The 16,396-nt window shown below is 69.3% G+C and carries 15 protein-coding genes; 1 reads left to right on the top strand and 14 read right to left on the bottom strand.

Features of this window, described 5'->3' with window-relative positions; translation table 11 throughout:
- Nucleotides 1–5: 5 nt before the first annotated feature.
- From FHS88_RS15900 to FHS88_RS15890, 3 genes are all read right to left on the bottom strand, one after another.
- Entirely contained in the window at nucleotides 6–1,259 is a 1,254-nt protein-coding gene (locus FHS88_RS15900) for a lipoprotein-releasing ABC transporter permease subunit (RefSeq protein WP_184486448.1), read from the bottom strand.
- 6 nt (nucleotides 1,260–1,265) lie between these two features.
- Entirely contained in the window at nucleotides 1,266–2,582 is a 1,317-nt protein-coding gene (gene proS, locus FHS88_RS15895) for a proline--tRNA ligase (RefSeq protein ID WP_184486447.1), read from the bottom strand.
- A 415-nt stretch (nucleotides 2,583–2,997) separates the two neighbouring features.
- The gene (locus FHS88_RS15890; protein WP_184486446.1) at nucleotides 2,998–3,261 is read right to left on the bottom strand and encodes a DUF1467 family protein; all 264 of its coding nucleotides are present in this window, start codon (nucleotides 3,259–3,261) and stop codon (nucleotides 2,998–3,000) included.
- Between the two features lie 117 nt (nucleotides 3,262–3,378).
- Here FHS88_RS15890 and FHS88_RS15885 point away from each other — a divergent pair, with 117 nt between their 5' ends.
- Nucleotides 3,379–3,714 carry a hypothetical protein gene (locus FHS88_RS15885; protein ID WP_184486445.1) on the top strand — a complete coding sequence of 112 codons (336 nt, stop codon included), beginning with the start codon at nucleotides 3,379–3,381 and terminating at the stop codon, nucleotides 3,712–3,714.
- 77 nt (nucleotides 3,715–3,791) lie between these two features.
- Here the strand turns inward: FHS88_RS15885 and FHS88_RS15880 are convergent, their stop codons facing one another.
- The 11 genes from FHS88_RS15880 to nuoG are packed head-to-tail and all read right to left on the bottom strand — an operon-like array spanning nucleotide 3,792 to nucleotide 16,392.
- Complete coding sequence (locus FHS88_RS15880) at nucleotides 3,792–5,438, bottom strand: ribonuclease J (protein WP_184486444.1); 1,647 nt, start codon at nucleotides 5,436–5,438, stop codon at nucleotides 3,792–3,794.
- Nucleotides 5,439–5,443: 5 nt separating this feature from the next.
- The gene (locus FHS88_RS15875; RefSeq protein ID WP_184486443.1) at nucleotides 5,444–6,262 is read right to left on the bottom strand and encodes a type III pantothenate kinase; all 819 of its coding nucleotides are present in this window, start codon (nucleotides 6,260–6,262) and stop codon (nucleotides 5,444–5,446) included.
- Nucleotides 6,263–6,265: 3 nt separating this feature from the next.
- Nucleotides 6,266–6,997, bottom strand: coding sequence for a biotin--[acetyl-CoA-carboxylase] ligase (locus tag FHS88_RS15870; protein WP_184486442.1), 732 nt, complete (start codon nucleotides 6,995–6,997; stop codon nucleotides 6,266–6,268).
- Nucleotides 6,994–8,415, bottom strand: coding sequence for an NADH-quinone oxidoreductase subunit NuoN (gene nuoN, locus FHS88_RS15865; RefSeq protein WP_184486441.1), 1,422 nt, complete (start codon nucleotides 8,413–8,415; stop codon nucleotides 6,994–6,996). Before nuoN ends, FHS88_RS15870 begins: the two co-directional genes overlap by 4 nt.
- Nucleotides 8,416–8,419: 4 nt before the next feature.
- Nucleotides 8,420–9,931 (bottom strand): NADH-quinone oxidoreductase subunit M, encoded by a 1,512-nt coding sequence (locus FHS88_RS15860; protein ID WP_184486440.1) that lies wholly within the window; start codon nucleotides 9,929–9,931, stop codon nucleotides 8,420–8,422.
- Entirely contained in the window at nucleotides 9,928–11,844 is a 1,917-nt protein-coding gene (gene nuoL / locus FHS88_RS15855) for an NADH-quinone oxidoreductase subunit L (protein WP_184486439.1), read from the bottom strand. Before nuoL ends, FHS88_RS15860 begins: the two co-directional genes overlap by 4 nt.
- Nucleotides 11,845–11,848: 4 nt before the next feature.
- Nucleotides 11,849–12,160: an NADH-quinone oxidoreductase subunit NuoK gene (gene nuoK / locus FHS88_RS15850; RefSeq protein ID WP_456306797.1), complete on the bottom strand. Its 312-nt coding sequence runs from the start codon at nucleotides 12,158–12,160 to the stop codon at nucleotides 11,849–11,851.
- On the bottom strand, nucleotides 12,160–12,840 hold the full coding sequence (locus tag FHS88_RS15845; protein ID WP_184486437.1) for an NADH-quinone oxidoreductase subunit J: 681 nt from the start codon (nucleotides 12,838–12,840) through the stop codon (nucleotides 12,160–12,162). Before FHS88_RS15845 ends, nuoK begins: the two co-directional genes overlap by 1 nt.
- Nucleotides 12,841–12,847: 7 nt before the next feature.
- The gene (nuoI, locus tag FHS88_RS15840) at nucleotides 12,848–13,336 is read right to left on the bottom strand and encodes an NADH-quinone oxidoreductase subunit NuoI (RefSeq protein WP_184486436.1); all 489 of its coding nucleotides are present in this window, start codon (nucleotides 13,334–13,336) and stop codon (nucleotides 12,848–12,850) included.
- Nucleotides 13,337–13,349: 13 nt separating this feature from the next.
- The gene (gene nuoH, locus FHS88_RS15835) at nucleotides 13,350–14,360 is read right to left on the bottom strand and encodes an NADH-quinone oxidoreductase subunit NuoH (RefSeq protein ID WP_184486435.1); all 1,011 of its coding nucleotides are present in this window, start codon (nucleotides 14,358–14,360) and stop codon (nucleotides 13,350–13,352) included.
- Between the two features lie 4 nt (nucleotides 14,361–14,364).
- Nucleotides 14,365–16,392 carry an NADH-quinone oxidoreductase subunit NuoG gene (nuoG, locus tag FHS88_RS15830; RefSeq protein WP_184486434.1) on the bottom strand — a complete coding sequence of 676 codons (2,028 nt, stop codon included), beginning with the start codon at nucleotides 16,390–16,392 and terminating at the stop codon, nucleotides 14,365–14,367.
- Nucleotides 16,393–16,396: the final 4 nt, after the last annotated feature.

The raw sequence follows: 16,396 nt of genomic DNA, 5'->3' as shown, positions 1-16,396 counted from the left end.
CGGCCTCAGCCATGGCGCAGCCCCTCGACCGGGTCCACCCGCGCGGCCCGCCAGGAGGGATAGAGTGTCGCCAGCAGCGACAGGCCGAGGCCCATGGCGAGGATCGCCACCACCTCGCGCGGCTCCACCACCGAGGGCAGTTGCATCAGGAAGCGGAGCTCGGGCCCGAGCGGCATCACGGCGTCGAGGCGCGCGAGCCAGCCGCGCAAGGCCGGGAAGTTCGTCGCGACGCCGAGACCGAGGGCGAAGCCGACCAGCGTGCCGCCGCAGCCGATGCTCGCGCCGCAGAGCAGGAAGATGCGCAGGATCGCCCCGCGTGGCGCGCCCATGGTGCGCAGGATGGCGATGTCGCGCGCCTTGTCCTTCACCAGCATGGTCAGCGAGGAGACGATGTTGAAGGCCGCGACGATCACGATGAGGGTGAGGATGAGGAACATCACGTTCCGCTCGATCACCACCGCGGCGTAGATGCTGCTGTTCGCCCCCTGCCAGTCCACCACGCGCAGCGGACTGCCCGCCACCGCGGCGCGCACCGCCGCGGTGACCTGCGCGACGCGGGCGGGGTCGTCCACCAGCAGCTCGACCTGGTTCACCGCCTCGCCGAGGCCGAACAGCGCCTGGGCGGTGGCGAGCGGGACGAAGAGGAAGCGGCCGTCGTATTCCGGCATGCCGACGTCGAAGGTGGCGGCGACGCGGAGCGCGCGCTGGCGCGGCGCGGCGGTGAAATCCCCGCCGCGGGCCTGGGGCAGCAGGAGCGTGAGCGTGTCCCCCGGCTGCAGGCGCAGCCGCGCGGCGAGGCGCGCGCCGACGATGACGCTGTCCGGTTCGCCGAAGGCCTCGAGGCTGCCGAGGCGGATGCCGCGGCGGATGACCGGCCGCGCGGCGAGCGCCTCGGGCGGCAGGCCGCGCAGCATCGCAGCCCCTGCCCCGCCGCCCGGCGCGGAGAGCAGCACCTGGCCGTCCACCACCGGTGCGGCCTGCGCGACGCCCGGAAAGGTGGCGAGGCGCGCGACGAGGGCCTCGTGATCGGCCAGCACGCGGCCCCGCTCGGGCTGCACGGTGAGGTGGCCGTTCAGCCCGATGATCCGGTTCATCAGGTCGGCGCGGAAGCCGTTCATCACGCTGGTGACGATGATGAGCGCGGCCACGCCGAGGGTGATGCCGAGCAGCGAGAAGGCCGCGGTGATCGAGACGAAGCGTTCGCCCTTGCGCGCGCGCAGGTAGCGGAAGGCGATGGCGCGCTCGAAGGCGTCGAACATGCGGCGTCAGGAACCGCGGATGCGTGCCACCGCGTCCTCGAGCGAGACCTCGGCGCGTTCGCCGCTCGCGCGGCGCTTGAGTTCGATACGGCCGGCCGCCGCGCCGCGCGGGCCGATGATGGCCTGCCAGGGGAAGCCCATCAGGTCGGCATCGGCGAATTTCTCGCCCGCGCGGGCGGGACGGTCGTCATAGACCGCGTCCTCGCCGAGGCGGGCGTAGAGCGCCTCGCTCAGCGCATCCGTCGCGGCATCGCCGGGGCGCAGGTTCAGGATGGCGGCGGACCAGGGGGCGACCGCATCGGGCCACTTGATCCCGGCCTCGTCGTGGTTGGCCTCGATCAGCGCGCCGACGAGGCGCGAGACGCCGATGCCGTAGGAGCCCATCTCCGGCGTGACCAGCGCGCCATCCGGGCCGGCCACGGCGAGGCCCATGGCGGCGGAATACTTGGTGCCGAAATAGAAGACGTGGCCGACCTCGATGCCCCGCCCCTCGCGGCGCCGGGCCTCGGGCACGGCGGCCCATGCCGCGGGGTCGTGCATCTCGTCGGTCGCGGCGTAGGTCGCGGTGACGCGCTCGAAGAAGGACTTGAGCCCCGCCACGTCGTCATAGGCGACGGTGCTGCCGGCCCAGTCCGTCTCCTCGTAGGCGGCGTCGTAGAAGACGGCGCTCTCGCCCGTCTCGGCCAGGATGATGAACTCGTGGCTGAGATTGCCGCCGATCGGCCCGGTGTCCGCGCGCATCGGCACGGCGGTCAGCCCCATGCGCTGGAAGGTGCGGAGGTAGGCGAGGAACATCTGGCGGTAGGAATGCTGCGCGCCCGCCTGGTCGAGGTCGAAGGAATAGGCGTCCTTCATCAGGAATTCGCGGCCGCGCATCACGCCGAAGCGCGGGCGCACCTCGTCGCGGAACTTCCACTGGATGTGGTAGAGGTTGCGCGGCAGGTCGCGGTAGGATTTCGCGAACTGCTTGAAGATGTCGGTCACCATCTCCTCGTTGGTCGGGCCGAACAGCATCTCGCGCTCGTGCCGGTCGCGGATGCGCAGCATCTCCTTGCCGTAGTCGTCGTAGCGACCGGACTCGCGCCAGAGCTCGGCCGGCTGGATCGTCGGCATCAGGATCTCCTGCGCGCCGGCGCGGTCCTGTTCCTCGCGCACGATCTGCTCGACCTTGCGCAGCACGCGCAGCCCGGCCGGCAGCCAGGCATAGATGCCGGCCGAGGTCTGCCGGACCAGCCCGGCGCGCAGCATCAGGCGGTGGGAGGCGATCTGCGCCTCGGCGGGGGTTTCCTTGAGCGTCGGCAGGAAGGCGCGGGAGAGGCGCAAGTTGCGATCCTTTGCTGCGATGCGGGCGGGGATTCGCGGCGGACCCTAACGGCGGCCGGGCATTGCCGGAAGGGGCCAGCGGCGCCGGCGCGGCGCGAAAGAAGCGTGCGGCGGCGTGAGGCCCGGCGACAGGAAATATCGGCGAAAGGCCGCCTGTGGCAGTTTTCCACTTGCACGCGGCCGTGAGGATTGCTTAGGAAAAGAAAGGGCCGCGCCCCAAGGGTCGCGGCCCAAGTTTAGGGAGGAAACGCCAGTCACACGGCAGGAAGAGCACCAACTCTTCCTGTGCATCAGAGTGACGGCTGGGCGGCTGCCGGACAACGGGAAACCCAAGGCGAAAAGCCGAAAAATGCGGCGCCCGGCCCGATTCTGCACATGCCGTGACCATGGGCTGCCCAGCCTGCCCCGAAAACGGTCAGGAACCCGGCATGGCCAGGATGCCGCTGCGGAAGGAGAGCCATTCGCTCTCCACCAGCGCCCAGATGCCGAGCCAGATCAGGCTGGCGAGGACGGTGGTCCCGATCAGCTTGGCCCCGAGCCGGGCCGCGACCGGCGTGCCGCGCCAGCCGCCGGCGGCGGGGTCGCCCGCCGGATCGGGGCGTGTGCCGATCGGCAGGACGCAGAACAGGGCCGTCCACCACACGAGCAGATAGACGACGATGCCGGTGAACCATGTCATGATCGCTAGGTGGCGCATTCCCCGCCCCTTCGCCAGGGGGTGAGGCGCGATGCCCGCCATGACGACTGATCCAGGGACCGTGTTATGACTGGCAGGCGGAAGGCCGTTCCGAGTGCGATGCTGCTCGTCCTGCTCGCCATGCCGGCCGCTGCGCTGGTCCTGCCGCCCGCTGCCCTGGCCGCGGGCGAATCCGGCGGCGGGGCCTCGGCCGGGCACGAAACGCCGCGGGAGGGCCGCATTGCCGAGCATGAACGGGCCATGATGGAGGCGCTCGCCATGCCGGCCCGCACGCCAGCAGAGATCGCGGCGCGCGAGGCCGCGATCGCCGCGGCGCGGGCGCAGGAGCTGGCCGAGGCACCGAACCGCCCCCAGGGCGGCGGCGTGGTGGACCGGGTGGACCAGTCGCTGGGCCTGCCCCCCGCCGACCCGACGCTCGGGATCGGCCGGCGCTGACCGGCCGGGCGTGCCCATCGCCGCCGGGCTGCCGGGGCCGCCTCCCGGGGAACGACCGATCCCTTGCCCGGCGCGGGTCAGACGCGGATGACGTGGACCTCGACCGTCGGGCGCTTGCGCAGCCGCCGTCCGACCTGCTTGCGCAGCGTGGCGCGCACGGCCTCGCGCAACTCGTCGTCGCCGCGGCGCAGCGCGGCCGGCATCTCGGCGAGGCCGCGGCGCAGCTCGGCGGCGATCAGGCCCGGTTCGGGGTCGCCCATCTCGAACAGGCCCGGGGCGGAGATCTGCGGCTCGCCGAGCAGGCGGCCCTGCCCGTCCACCGCGAGCGAGGCGACCACCACGCCGTTGAACATCATCCGTCGCCGCTGCGCGAGCAGGCTGCCATCCATCGGCACCAGCCGGTCCCCGTCCACCGCAAGGCGGCCAGCGGGCACGCTCTCGCACACCTCGGGGCGGTTGCCCGAGAGGCGCAGCGCGTCGCCGTCCTCGATCAGGAAGGGCACGGCGCCGCATTCGGTCGCGAGGGCGGCGTGTTCCTGCATGTGCCGCCATTCGCCATGCACGGGCACCGCGAAGCGCGGCCTGACCAGGGCGTAGAGGCGGCGCAACTCGTCCCGCGCTGGGTGGCCGGAGACATGGACCATGTGGTCCTCGTCCGTCATCACGCGGCAGCCGCGCCGCGCGAGCCCGTCCTGCACGCGCTGGATGGCGCGTTCGTTCCCCGGGATGCGGCGGGAGGAGAAGATGACCGTATCCCCCTCCCCCAGCGCGATGTGGGGGTGGGTGTCCTCGGCGATCTTGGCCATGGCCGAGCGCGGCTCGCCCTGGCTGCCGGTGCAGACGAGGAGGATCTCGTCATCGGGCAGGAAGCCCGCCTCCTCCTCCGGCACGAAGGGGGGAATGGATTTCAGGTAGCCGCAGTCGCGCGCCGCCTGCTCGATGTTGCGCAGCGAGCGTCCGAACAGCGAAACCTGACGCCCCGCCGCGCGCGCGGCGAGCGCGATGGATTCGAGGCGCGCGACATTGGAGGCGAAGCCGGTGACGGCGACGCGGCCCTTGAGGCCACGGATCAGCGCGGCGAGATTGCGCCGCACCTCCGCCTCGCTGCCCGAATGCCCCTCGACCATGGCGTTGGTCGAATCGCAGATCATGGCGAGCACGCCTTCCTCGCCGAGGGCCGCGAAGGCGGCCTCGTCCGTGCGGGGGCCGATCAGCGGATCGGGGTCGAGCTTCCAGTCGCCGGTATGCAGCACGAGGCCGTGGCGCGTGCGGATCGCGAGCGCCTGGGCCTCTGGGATGGAATGCGCGACGGGGATGTATTCGAGGTCGAAGGGCCCGAGGCGGAAGCGCGCGCGGGGCTGCGTCACCACGAGCGGCACCTCGTGGATCATGCCCGCTTCCGTCAGCTTGCGCGTCAGCACGGCGGCGGCAAAGGGCGTGGCGTGGACGGGGCAGCGGAACTGCCGCCACAGATGCGCGACCGCGCCGAGATGGTCCTCATGCGCATGGGTGATCACGAGGCCTACCAGCCGGTCGCGGCGTTCCGCAAGCCAGGCCGGGTCGGGCACCATGATGTCCACCTCGGGGGCGTCATCGCCCGCGAAGCCGATGCCGCAATCCACTGCGAGCAGCGCCTCGTCGCAGCGATAGACGTTGAGGTTCATCCCGATCTCGCCCGTCCCGCCGAGGGGGAGGAAGGCGAGGTCGCCAGAGACGGCATCCATGTCGGTCAGTCGGACTCCGAGCGCAGAGGGTCGCGCAGCGCTGAGTGGTGGAAGACGGGAACGGGGTTGCGGTCCGCGAGGAGGCGCAGTCCCTCGAGCGTGATGTCGGGGTCGGTCTTCTCGATGACAAGGGTGCCCTCGGCGAAGAGGGGCGCGAGGCCGCCGGTGGCGATGACCTTGAGCGGCGCGCCGAACTCCGCCTTGATGCGCGCGACGATGCCCTCGATCATGCCGACATAGCCCCAGTAGATGCCGGACTGCATGGCGGGGACGGTCGCGCGGCCGATCACCGCCTGCGGGCGGCCGATGCCGATGCGCGGCAGGCGCGCGGCGGCCTTGTGGAGCGCCTCGATCGAGAGGTTGATGCCGGGAGCGATGACGCCGCCGAGATAGGCGCCGTCGCCGTCCACCACGTCGAAGGTGGTGGCGGTGCCGAAGTCGATCACCACCAGCGGGCCGCCGTAATGCGTGTGGCTCGCCAGCGCGTTGAGCAGGCGGTCGGCGCCGACCTCGTTCGGCTGGTCCACGCGGATCTCGAAGCCCCAGTCGAGCGGCGCGCGGGCGATCAGCGGCTCGGTGTCGAACCAGTCGCGGCAGAGGCGGCGGAGATTGTAGAGCGCGGCGGGCACCACGGTGCCGATGACGCAGCGCGTGACATCGTTCGCGTTCACGCCCGCGTGCTGGAACAGCGCGAGCAGCCAGACCGCGTATTCGTCCGAGGTGCGGTCCGCGCGCGTCGCGATGCGCCAGCGCCCGCGCCATTCGCGCCCGTCATGGACGGCGAAGACGACATTCGTGTTGCCGGCATCGATGGCGAGCAGCATGGCTCAGGTGACCTCCCCCGAGGCGACGGCGTGGATGCGGCCGCCGCTGGCGAGCAGCAGGCTGCCATCCTCGGCGAGGCCCGCGAAACGTCCGGCGATCTCGCAGCCGCCCCGATGCACGGCCAGCAGCGTGTCGAGCGCCGGCCCGCGGGCCATCCAGGCGGCGCGGATCGGGCCGAAGCCCTCGAGCAGCCTCTCGCGCCGGCGGCGCGCGAGGGCGGCGAGCAGGCGTTGGGCGAAGGCCTCGGGCGCGGGCGCGGCGATGCCGGCATCGGCGAGGCAGGCGGTGGCGCGGCCCGGCACCTCGGGCGCATGGGCAAGGTTCACGCCGAAGCCGAGGCTGAGCCAAGCGATGCGCGAATCCGGGCCGGCCGCGGCCTCGGCCAGGATGCCCGCGGCCTTGGCGCCGTTCAGCAGCAGGTCATTGGGCCATTTGAGGCGGAGCACAGCCGGATCGGGCAGGTAGTCCGCGACCGCATCGGCGAGCGCGACGGCCGCGAGCAGGCCCCATTGCGGGGCATGGCGCATGGGCTCGGACGGGCGGAGCAGGACGCTGAGATGGAGATTGCCCGCGCGCCCTTCCCAGGCGCGGCCCTGGGTGCCGCGCCCGGCCGTCTGACGGCGCGCGAGGACGGCGAGGCCCTCGGGCTCGCCGGCCTCGGCCAGGCGCAGGACGAGATCCGAGGTGCTGGGCAGCGCCTCGTGGACGCGGAGGCGGAAGGCTGCGCCGCTCACCCCAGGAGCGCGGCGGCGGCGGCCTGCGCGGCGGCGACGAGCGGCGCGGGCCAGAGGAAGAAGAGCGCGTTGAACAGGCCGGTGCTCGCCATCACGAAGGAGGCGCCCGTGGGGCGGACATCGAGCGCGCCGGCCGGCTCGTCGAAGAACATCACCTTGACGATGCGCAGGTAGTAGAAGGCCGAGACGACCGAGGCAAGCACGCCGACGACGGCGAGCGTCCAGAGCCCGGCGTCGATCGCCGCCTTGAAGACGAAGACCTTGGCGAAGAAGCCCGCGAGCGGCGGGATGCCGGCCATGGAGAACATGAAGATGGCCATCCAGACCGCCATGCCGAGATCGGTCCTGGCGAGGCCGGCAAGGTCGCCCACCGTCTCGACCGCCCTGCCCTGCCGCCGCATCGCGACGATCACGGCGAAGGCGCCGAGGCTCATGAGAAGGTAGATCGGCGTGTAGAGGATGACGCCGCGCAGGCCCGCATCGCCGCCGGCGGCGAGGCCCATCATCACGAAGCCCGTGTGGCTGATCCAGGAATAGGCCATCAGGCGCTTGATGTTCTCCTGCCGCAGGGCGGCGAAGGCGCCGAGCACCATGGAGGCGAGCGAGGAGAGCATCAGCACCTGCTGCCACTGGTCCGCCAGGCTGCCGAAGGGGCCGGCCATGACACGGACGATGACGGCGATGGCGCCGACCTTGGTCGCGGTGGCGAAGTAGGCGACGACGCTCGAGGGCGCGCCCTCGTAGACGTCGGGCGTCCACATGTGGAAGGGCACCGCCGCGACCTTGAAGGTGAAGCCGGCGATCATGAACACCATGCCGACGATCACGCCCGAGGAGACGTTCGCCGGGGTGGCCATGGCATCGGCCAGGCGGTCGAAGTTGGTGGTGCCGGCGAAGCCATAGACGAGGGACATGCCGTAGAGCATGAGGCCCGAGGAGAGCGCGCCGAGCACGAAGTACTTGAGGCCTGCCTCCGCGCTGCGGGCATTGTCGCGGTCGAAGGAGGCGAGGACATAGAGCGAGAGCGAGAGCAGCTCGAGCCCCATGTAGAGGCTCATGAGGTCGTTCGCCGAGATCATCACGAGCATGCCGAGCGTGGCGAAGAGCACCAGCACCGGATACTCGAAGCGCGCGATCCCTTCCGCCCGGTTCCATTCGAGCGAAAGCAGCAGCGCGAGCGCCGCGCCGCCGAGGGTGAAGAGCTTCATGAACCGCGTGAAGGCATCCGAGACGATCTGCCCTCCGAAGGCCGTGCCTTCGGGCGAGCCGAGCACCAGCGCCCCGGTGAGGATGAAGGCGCCGATCGTGGCCATGCAGCTCGCATCGTAGGTGTCCCGCCGCGGCAGGACGCCGACGCCGAGGATGGCGAGGCCGGAGAGCGCGAGCACGATCTCCGGCAGGGCGAGGGTCCAGTTCATCGGTTCACATCCCGGCCAGGCGGGTGGCCGCAAGAGCCGCCTCGTGGCGCACCACCAGCGCGTTCACCGAGGCCTCGAAGAAGGAGAGGAAGGACTGCGGATGGACGCCCATCCAGACGGCCAGCAGAATCAGCGGCGCGAAGACGAGATGCTCGCGCGGCGACATGTCCGCGAGGCCGCGCAGATCCTCCCGCGTGATCCGGCCGAAGGCGACCCGCTTGTAGAGGAAGAGCATGTAGGCCGCGCCGAGGATCATGCCGAGCGCCGCGCCGAAGGCGACCCAGGGGTTGATCTTCCACGCGCCGACGATGACGAGCAGCTCGCCCGGGAACCCAGCGAGGCCGGGCAGCGCGACCGAGGCCATGGTGAAGAGCATGAAGACCAGGGCGTAGGCCGGCATGATCTTCGCGACACCGCCGTAGCGCGCGATCTCGCGCGAGTGGACGCGGTCGTAGAGGACGCCCACGCAGAGGAAGAGCGCACCCGAGACGACGCCGTGGGACAGCATCGTGAACAGGGCGCCCGAAAGCCCCTGCGCGTTGAAGGTGAAGATGCCCAGCGTGACGATGCCCATATGGGCGACCGAGGAATAGGCGATGAGCTTCTTCATGTCCTCCTGCGCCAGCGCGACCAGCGAGGTGTAGACCACCGCGATGATCGAGAGCGCGTAGATGAAGGGCGCGAAATCCGCGCTGGCATGGGGCAGCATCGGCAGGCTGAAGCGCAGGAAGCCGTAGGCGCCCATCTTCAGCAGCACGCCCGCGAGGATGACCGAGCCGGCCGTGGGCGCCTCCACATGCGCGTCCGGCAGCCAGGTGTGGAAGGGCCACATCGGTACCTTCACCGCGAAGGAGGCGAAGAAGGCGAGGAAGATCCACGTCTGCAGCGCCGGCGGGATGGCATGTTGGAACAGCGTGGGGATGTCCGTGGTGCCCGCGCGATACCACAGCAGCAGGATCGCGAGCAGCATCAGCACCGATCCGAGCAGCGTGTAGAGGAAGAACTTGAAGGAGGCATAGACGCGCCGCTTGCCGCCCCACACCCCGATAATGAGGAACATCGGGATCAGCACGCCCTCGAAGAAGATGTAGAACACGATGAAGTCGAGCGCGCAGAACATGCCGACCATCATCGTCTCGAGGACGAGGAAGGCGACCATGTACTCCCGCACCCGGTTCTGGATGGCGTCCCAGGAGGCCAGGATGCAGATCGGCGTCAGCAGCGTGGAGAGCAGGACGAACAGCACCGAGATGCCGTCCACGCCCATGTGGTAGGTGATGCCGATATCGGCCAGCCAGTCGAGGCGCTCGACGAACTGGAAGCCCGGATCCGCCTTGTCGAAGCGGAACCACAGGATGAGGGAGAGCGCGAAGACGATCAGGCTGGTCCACAGCGCGGTCCAGCGCGCGTTCTCGGCGACGACCTTCTCCTCCCCGCGCAGCGTCAGGATGAAGAGCGCGCCGGCCAGGGGCAGGAAGGTGAGTAGGCTGAGCAGCGGGAAGCCGGCGGCGTTCATCGTGCGGCACCGAAAGCGAGAAGTGTGACGAAGACCGCGAGCCCCGCGATCATGACGAATGCGTAGGAGGCGACGCGGCCGGTCTGGATGCGGACCGCCCCGCCCGCCACGTCGTCCGCGAGCGAGGCCGCGCCGTTGGGCACGCCGTCAATGATGCGGGCATCGGCCGTCTGCCAAAGGACGCGCGCGAGCGCGCGGGCAGGGCGGACGAAGATCGCGTCATAGAGCTCGTCGAAGTACCACTTGTTCAGAAGGAAGCGGTACACGCCGCCGAAGCTCGCGGCGAGCCTGCCGGGAATGGACGGCGCCAGCATGTAGAGCAGATAGGCGAGCGCGATTCCCGAGAGCCCCACCACGGTCGGCGCCAGTGGCACCCAGGAGGGCACGTGGTGCGCGGCCTCCATGATGTGGTTGTGCGGCGCGTTGACAATGGCGCCGTTCCAGAACTGGCCCCACTCGTAGCCCACGAAGTAGGGGTAGAACACGGCGCCGGTTACGACCGCCCCGAGCGCAAGGACCAGCAGGGGCACGATCATCACGGGCGGGCTCTCATGCACATGGGCCATCGTCTCGGCATCGGCCCGCGGCGTGCCGTGGAACGTCAGGATGATGAGGCGCCAGGAGTAGAAGGCCGTCAGGAAGGCAGCGGCGAGGCCGCACACGAAAGCATACATGCCGACGCTGGTATTCGCCGCAAAGGCGGCCTCGAGCACGAAATCCTTCGAGTAGTAGCCGGCGAAATACGGCACGCCCGCGAGCGCGAGGGAACCGATCCACATCAGTGCATAGGTGATCGGGATCTTGCGCCAGATGCCGCCCATCTTGCGGATGTCCTGCTCGTCAGACATCGCGTGGATCACGGAACCCGCGCCGAGGAAGAGCAGCGCCTTGAAGAAGGCGTGGGTGAAGAGGTGGAAGATCGCGCCCTGATAGGCCCCCACGCCGGCGGCGAAGAACATGTAGCCGAGCTGCGAGCAGGTCGAGTAAGCGATGATGCGCTTGATGTCGTTCTGCACGCAGCCGACCGTCGCGGCGAAGAGCGCGGTCGAGGCGCCGACCACCGTCACCAGCGCCAGCGCGGTCGGCGCGTATTCGAAGACCGGCGACATCCGCGCGACGAGGAACACGCCGGCGGTGACCATCGTCGCCGCGTGGATGAGAGCGGAAACCGGGGTCGGGCCCTCCATCGCGTCCGGCAGCCAGGTGTGCAGGCCGAGCTGCGCCGACTTGCCGCAGGCGCCGAGGAACAGCAGCACGCAGATGACCTCGTAGGCGGGCAGGCCCGCGAAGGCGGCACCGCGATGCTGGTCCACTGAGGCGAAGATGGTGCTGAACTCGACCGAGCCGAACACCCAGAAGGTCAGCGCCAGGCCCAGCATGAAGAAGAGGTCGCCGACGCGATTCACGATGAAGGCCTTCATCGCCGCGGCGCAGGCGCTCTCCTTCTCGTACCAGAAGCCGATCAGCAGGTAGGAGGCGAGGCCAACCCCCTCCCAGCCGAAGAAGAGCTGCACGAGGTTGTCCGCCGTCACCAGCATCAGCATCATGAAGGTGAACAGCGAGAGATAGGCGAAGAAGCGCGGCCGGTCCGGGTCGTGGGACATGTAGCCGACGCTGTAGATGTGGATCAGCGTCGAGATCAGCGTGACCATCCCGACCATGACGGCGCTGAGCGTGTCGTACCGCAGCGCCCAGGATACCTCGAAGCCGCCGACATCGAGGAAGGTCACGATCTCGACCGTGCTCGGCGCCTGGCCGAGCGCGACCTGCCAGAAGGCGGCAAGCCCGCAGATGGCGGCAAGCACCATGCAGATGATGGTGGCCATCTGCGCGGCGCGATCGCCGATCCAGCGGCCGAAGAGGCCCGCGATGCTCGCACCCAGCAGCGGGAAGAAGACGGCGCCGACGAACATGCGCTCAGCCCTTCAGGGTCGAGATGTCCTCGACCTCGATGGTTCCGCGGTTGCGGAAGTAGATGACAACGATGGCGAGCCCGATCGCGGCCTCGGCTGCCGCGACGGTCAGGATGAACATGGTGAACACCTGGCCGGTCAGGTCGTTCAGCGCGGCGGAGAAGGCCACGAGGTTCAGGTTCACCGCCAGCAGCATCAGCTCGACCGACATCAGGATGACGATGACGTTCTTCCGGTTGAGGAAGATGCCGAACACCCCGAGAACGAGCAGGATCGCCGAGACGGTCAGGTAGTGGGCGAGCGAGACGGCCATCATCAGTGATGCCCCCCGTGATGGTGTTCGATGGGCTTGGGGGCCGTCTCCTCAGGCGAGGGCGGGCGCTCGATGCCGATCTCCTTGAGGCCGGCGCCGAGCGGCACCCTCCGCACGGAGACGCTGCCGGAGCGCGAGACCTGCGCCGCGATGTCCTGCCGCCGCGTGCCCGGCCGGTCTCGCAGCGTGAGGACGATGGCGCCGATCATGGCGACCAGGAGGATCAGGCCGGCCGCCTGGAAGAGGTAGATGTAGTCCGTGTAGAGGATGCGCCCGAGCGCTTCGGCATTGGTCACGCCTTCCGGGTTCGGGTTGAGGCGCAGCGTCGCCGCCTCCGGCGCGAAGCGCCAGACTGTGACGGCCATGAAGAGCTCGATGAGCAGGATGCCGCCGATGACGGCACCGAACGGCGCGTAGCGCTGGAAGCCCTCGCGCAACTGCGCGAAGTCGATGTCCAGCATCATCACGACAAAGAGGAACAGAACCGCGACCGCCCCGACATAGACGATGACGAGGATCATCGCGAGGAACTCGGCGCCCGCGATCAGGAACAGCCCCGCCGCGTTGAAGAAGGCGAGGATGAGGAACAGCACCGCATGGACCGGGTTGCGCGCGGTGACCACCATGACCGCGGAGGCGATCAGGATGGCGGCGAAGGCGTAGAAGGCCAGGGCAGCGATCATCGCACGCTCACCGGTAGGGCGCGTCGAGGCGCAGCCGCTCGGCGAGCATCGGCTCCCAGCGGTCGCCGTTATCGAGGAGCTTCTCCTTGGTGTAGATCAGTTCCTCGCGCGTCTCGGCGGCGAATTCCATGTTCGGCCCCTCGACGATGGCATCCACCGGGCAGGCCTCCTCGCAGAGGCCGCAATAGATGCACTTCGTCATGTCGATGTCGTAGCGCGTGGTCCGGCGGGATCCGTCCTCGCGCGGCTCGGCCTCGATGGTGATGGCCTGGGCCGGGCAGACGGCCTCGCACAGCTTGCAGGCGATGCAGCGCTCCTCGCCGTTCGGGTAGCGGCGCAGCGCGTGCTCGCCCTTGAAGCGCGGCCCCAGCGGCCCGCGCTCATAGGGGTAGTTCAGCGTCACCTTCTTCTTGAAGAAGTACTTGAGCGTCAGCGCCATCCCCGAGACGAGCTCGGAGAGCAGCAGGCTGCGCGCGACGCGGTCGAGAGCGGCCATGGTCAGGACCCCATCAAGCCGGCAGCCAGCCGGTCAGCTTCAGCACCGCCGCGGTCAGCACGAGCCAGGCGAGCGAGAAGGGCAGGAACACCTTCCAGCCGAGGCGCATGAGCTGGTCGTAGCGGTAGCGCGGGAAGGTCGCGCGGACCCAGATGAACACGAACAGGCAGAAGCAGATCTTGAGCACGAACCAGACCGGCCCGGGCACCCAGTTGAAGGGCGCGATGTCGATCGGCGGCAGCCATCCCCCGAGGAACAGGATGGTCGTGAGCGCCGACATCAGGATCATGTTCGCGTATTCCCCGAGGAAGAACAGCGCGAAGGACATCGAGCTGTATTCCACGAAGAAGCCGGCCACGAGTTCGGACTCGCCCTCCGGCAGGTCGAAGGGCGCGCGGTTCGTCTCCGCAAGGGTCGAGATGAAGAAGATCACGAACATCGGGAACAGCGGAATGACGAACCAGACATTCTGCTGCGCCCGGACGATCTCGGTCAGGTTCAGCGAGCCGACGCAGAGCAGCACGGTCACGATCACGAAACCCATGCTGACTTCGTAGGAGACCATCTGCGCCGCCGAGCGCAGCGCGCCGAGGAAGGCGTATTTCGAGTTGGACGCCCAGCCCGCGATGATCACGCCATAGACGCCGAGGCTCGAGATCGCGAAGAGGTAAAGGATGCCGACATTGATGTCGGCGATCGCCCAGCCGTCGTTCACCGGGATGACGGCCCAGGCCAGCATCGCCAGCATGAAGGTCAGCATCGGCGCGAACAGGAACAGGAGGCGGTTCGCGCCGGTCGGCACGATCGTCTCCTTCATCAGCATCTTGATCGCGTCCGCGAAGGGCTGGAACAGCCCGAAGGGACCGACGACATTCGGACCCTTGCGGAGCTGCATGGCGGCCAGCACCTTGCGCTCGGCATAGGTCAGGTAGGCGACGCCGATCAGCAGCGGCACCAGCAAGGCGAGCGCCTTCACGACGGTGAGGATCAGGATCCCGAGCGGATGGTTGAAGAAGAAATCCATGGCCTCACTCCGCCGCCAGGGCCGGCTGCGGCCCATAGACCGCGGCACAGGTGGCCATCACCTCGGAGGCGCGGCTGATCACGTCGGCCTGGTGGTAGACCGGGATCGGCAGCACGAAGGGCGCATCCGACACCTCACCGCCGGCAGCCGGACCGGTGATGTCCGCGCAGCCTGTGCGCGCCACTTCGCCCACGCGGGCGAAGACAGGGCTCACCTCCGCAAGCCGGGCGCGGATGGCGCCGATGTCGTCATAGGGCAGCGCCTTGCCCACGCCTTCGCTGAAGGCGCGGATGATGCGCCAATCCTCCTTCGCCTCGCCGGGCGGGAAGATCGCGCGATGCCCGCGCTGGGCGCGGCCCTCCGTATTGACCCAGGTCGCGTCCTTCTCGGTGTAGGCCGCTCCCGGCAGGATGACATCGGCGCGAGAGGCCATCGCATCCCCGTGATGGCCCTGGTAGATCACGAAGGTGTCGGCGGCGATGCGCGCGGGATCGAAGCCGTCGGCATTCAGCAGCCACAGCGCGCCGACGCCGCCGGCAAGCATCTCCGCCAGCGGCTTGCCGCTGACGAAGCCGAGTTCCAGTGCGCCGACCTGCCCGCCGAACAGGTGCAGAAGGTTGAAGCCGTGCCAATCGGGCTTCAGCGCGCCGACATCGGCGGCGAGCGACCACGCCGCAGCAAGCACCGCCGGACCGTCCGGCCGCCGCAGAGCGCCGCGGCCGAGGATGATCATCGGCTTCTGCGCGGCCTTCAGGGTTTCGGAGAAGGCGCGCATCGCCGCAGGCCCCTCCCCCATATGCCGGGCCGGATAGGTCAGGTCCACCCCGCGCGGCCCGACGAAGCCGACAGGGAACTTGCCGGCCGTCCAGCGCTTGCGGATGCGGGCGTTCAGCACCGGCGCCTCGCGCCGCACGTCGCTGCCGATGATGAGCAGCGCGTCCGCCTCCTCGATCCCGGCGATGGTGGTGTTGAAGCGCCAGAAATCCGGGCGGCCCGCGTCGATCGCCGCGAAATCGTCCCGGCAGTCGAGGTTGTTCGAGCCGTAGGCGGCCATCAGCTCCTTCAGCACGAGCGTGCTCTCGGCATCGGCCAGCGCCCCGGCGATCGCGCCGATGCGCTCGGGCGGGAGCGCGGCGAGCCTGGTCGCGATGGCCGCGAAGGCCTCCGGCCAAGTCGCCGCGACCAGCTTGCCGTCCTTGCGCACCCAGGGGCGATCGAGCCGCCGCCGCTTCAGCCCGTCGAAGGAGAAGCGGCCGCGATCGGCCATCCACTCCTCGTTCACCGCCTCGTTGATGCGGGGGATGATGCGAAGCACCTCCGGCCCGCGCGCATCCACGCGGATATTCGCGCCGACAGCGTCCAGCACGTCGATGCTGTCCGTCTTGGTCAGTTCCCAGGGGCGCGACACGAAGGCGTAGGGCCGCGACGTCAGCGCACCGACCGGGCAGATGTCGATCAGGTTGCCGGAGAGCTCGGAGGTCAGCGCCTTCTCGACATAGGTGCCGATCTCCATGTTCTCGCCGCGGTTGGTGCCGCCCAGTTCGGGCGTTCCGGCGACCTCGGCGGCGAAGCGGACGCAGCGCGTGCACTGGATGCAGCGCGTCATCACGGTCTTGATGAGCGGCCCGATGTCCTTGTCCTTCACCGCGCGCTTCGGCTCGCCGTAGCGCGAGGTGTCGTGGCCGTAGGCGTAGGCCTGGTCCTGCAGGTCGCACTCGCCGCCCTGATCGCAGATCGGGCAGTCGAGCGGATGGTTGATCAGCAGGAACTCCATCACGCCGCGGCGCGCATTGCGCACCACCGGCGTGTCGGTGAACACCTTCATGCCGTCCGCAACGGGATAGGCGCAGGAGGCGACCGGCTTCGGCGCGCGCTCCACCTCGACGAGGCACATGCGGCAATTGCCCGCGACGCTCAAGCGCTCGTGGTAGCAGAAGCGCGGGATCTCCTTGCCCGCGGCCTCGCAGGCCTGCAGCACGGAGGCGCCGTTCGGCACCTCCACCTCGATGCCATCGACCGTGACCTTCGCCATGGCG

The organism is Neoroseomonas alkaliterrae, from assembly GCF_014199195.1.
GTDB classification, from domain to species: Bacteria; Pseudomonadota; Alphaproteobacteria; order Acetobacterales; family Acetobacteraceae; genus Neoroseomonas; species Neoroseomonas alkaliterrae.
The sequence above is the reverse complement of the archived record's forward strand: the minus strand, read 5'-3'. Positions and strand labels throughout refer to the sequence as shown.

Excerpts from the sequence above, each read along its gene's own strand:
- nuoK (WP_456306797.1), bottom strand. The coding sequence starts at position 12,160 with ATGATGGCCGTCTCGCTCGCCCACTACCTGACCGTCTCGGCGATCCTG.
- FHS88_RS15860 (WP_184486440.1), bottom strand. The coding sequence starts at position 9,931 with ATGAACGCCGCCGGCTTCCCGCTGCTCAGCCTACTCACCTTCCTGCCC.
- nuoG (WP_184486434.1), bottom strand. The coding sequence starts at position 16,392 with ATGGCGAAGGTCACGGTCGATGGCATCGAGGTGGAGGTGCCGAACGGC.
- FHS88_RS15890 (WP_184486446.1), bottom strand. The coding sequence starts at position 3,261 with ATGACATGGTTCACCGGCATCGTCGTCTATCTGCTCGTGTGGTGGACG.
- FHS88_RS15880 (WP_184486444.1), bottom strand. The coding sequence starts at position 5,438 with ATGGATGCCGTCTCTGGCGACCTCGCCTTCCTCCCCCTCGGCGGGACG.
- FHS88_RS15885 (WP_184486445.1), top strand. The coding sequence starts at position 3,379 with ATGCTGCTCGTCCTGCTCGCCATGCCGGCCGCTGCGCTGGTCCTGCCG.
- nuoH (WP_184486435.1), bottom strand. The coding sequence starts at position 14,360 with ATGGATTTCTTCTTCAACCATCCGCTCGGGATCCTGATCCTCACCGTC.
- FHS88_RS15900 (WP_184486448.1), bottom strand. The coding sequence starts at position 1,259 with ATGTTCGACGCCTTCGAGCGCGCCATCGCCTTCCGCTACCTGCGCGCG.
- nuoN (WP_184486441.1), bottom strand. The coding sequence starts at position 8,415 with ATGAACTGGACCCTCGCCCTGCCGGAGATCGTGCTCGCGCTCTCCGGC.
- nuoI (WP_184486436.1), bottom strand. The coding sequence starts at position 13,336 with ATGGCCGCTCTCGACCGCGTCGCGCGCAGCCTGCTGCTCTCCGAGCTC.
- nuoL (WP_184486439.1), bottom strand. The coding sequence starts at position 11,844 with ATGTTCGTCGGCGCCGTCTTCTTCCCGCTGCTGGGTGCGAGCATCGCG.
- FHS88_RS15875 (WP_184486443.1), bottom strand. The coding sequence starts at position 6,262 with ATGCTGCTCGCCATCGATGCCGGCAACACGAATGTCGTCTTCGCCGTC.
- FHS88_RS15845 (WP_184486437.1), bottom strand. The coding sequence starts at position 12,840 with ATGATCGCTGCCCTGGCCTTCTACGCCTTCGCCGCCATCCTGATCGCC.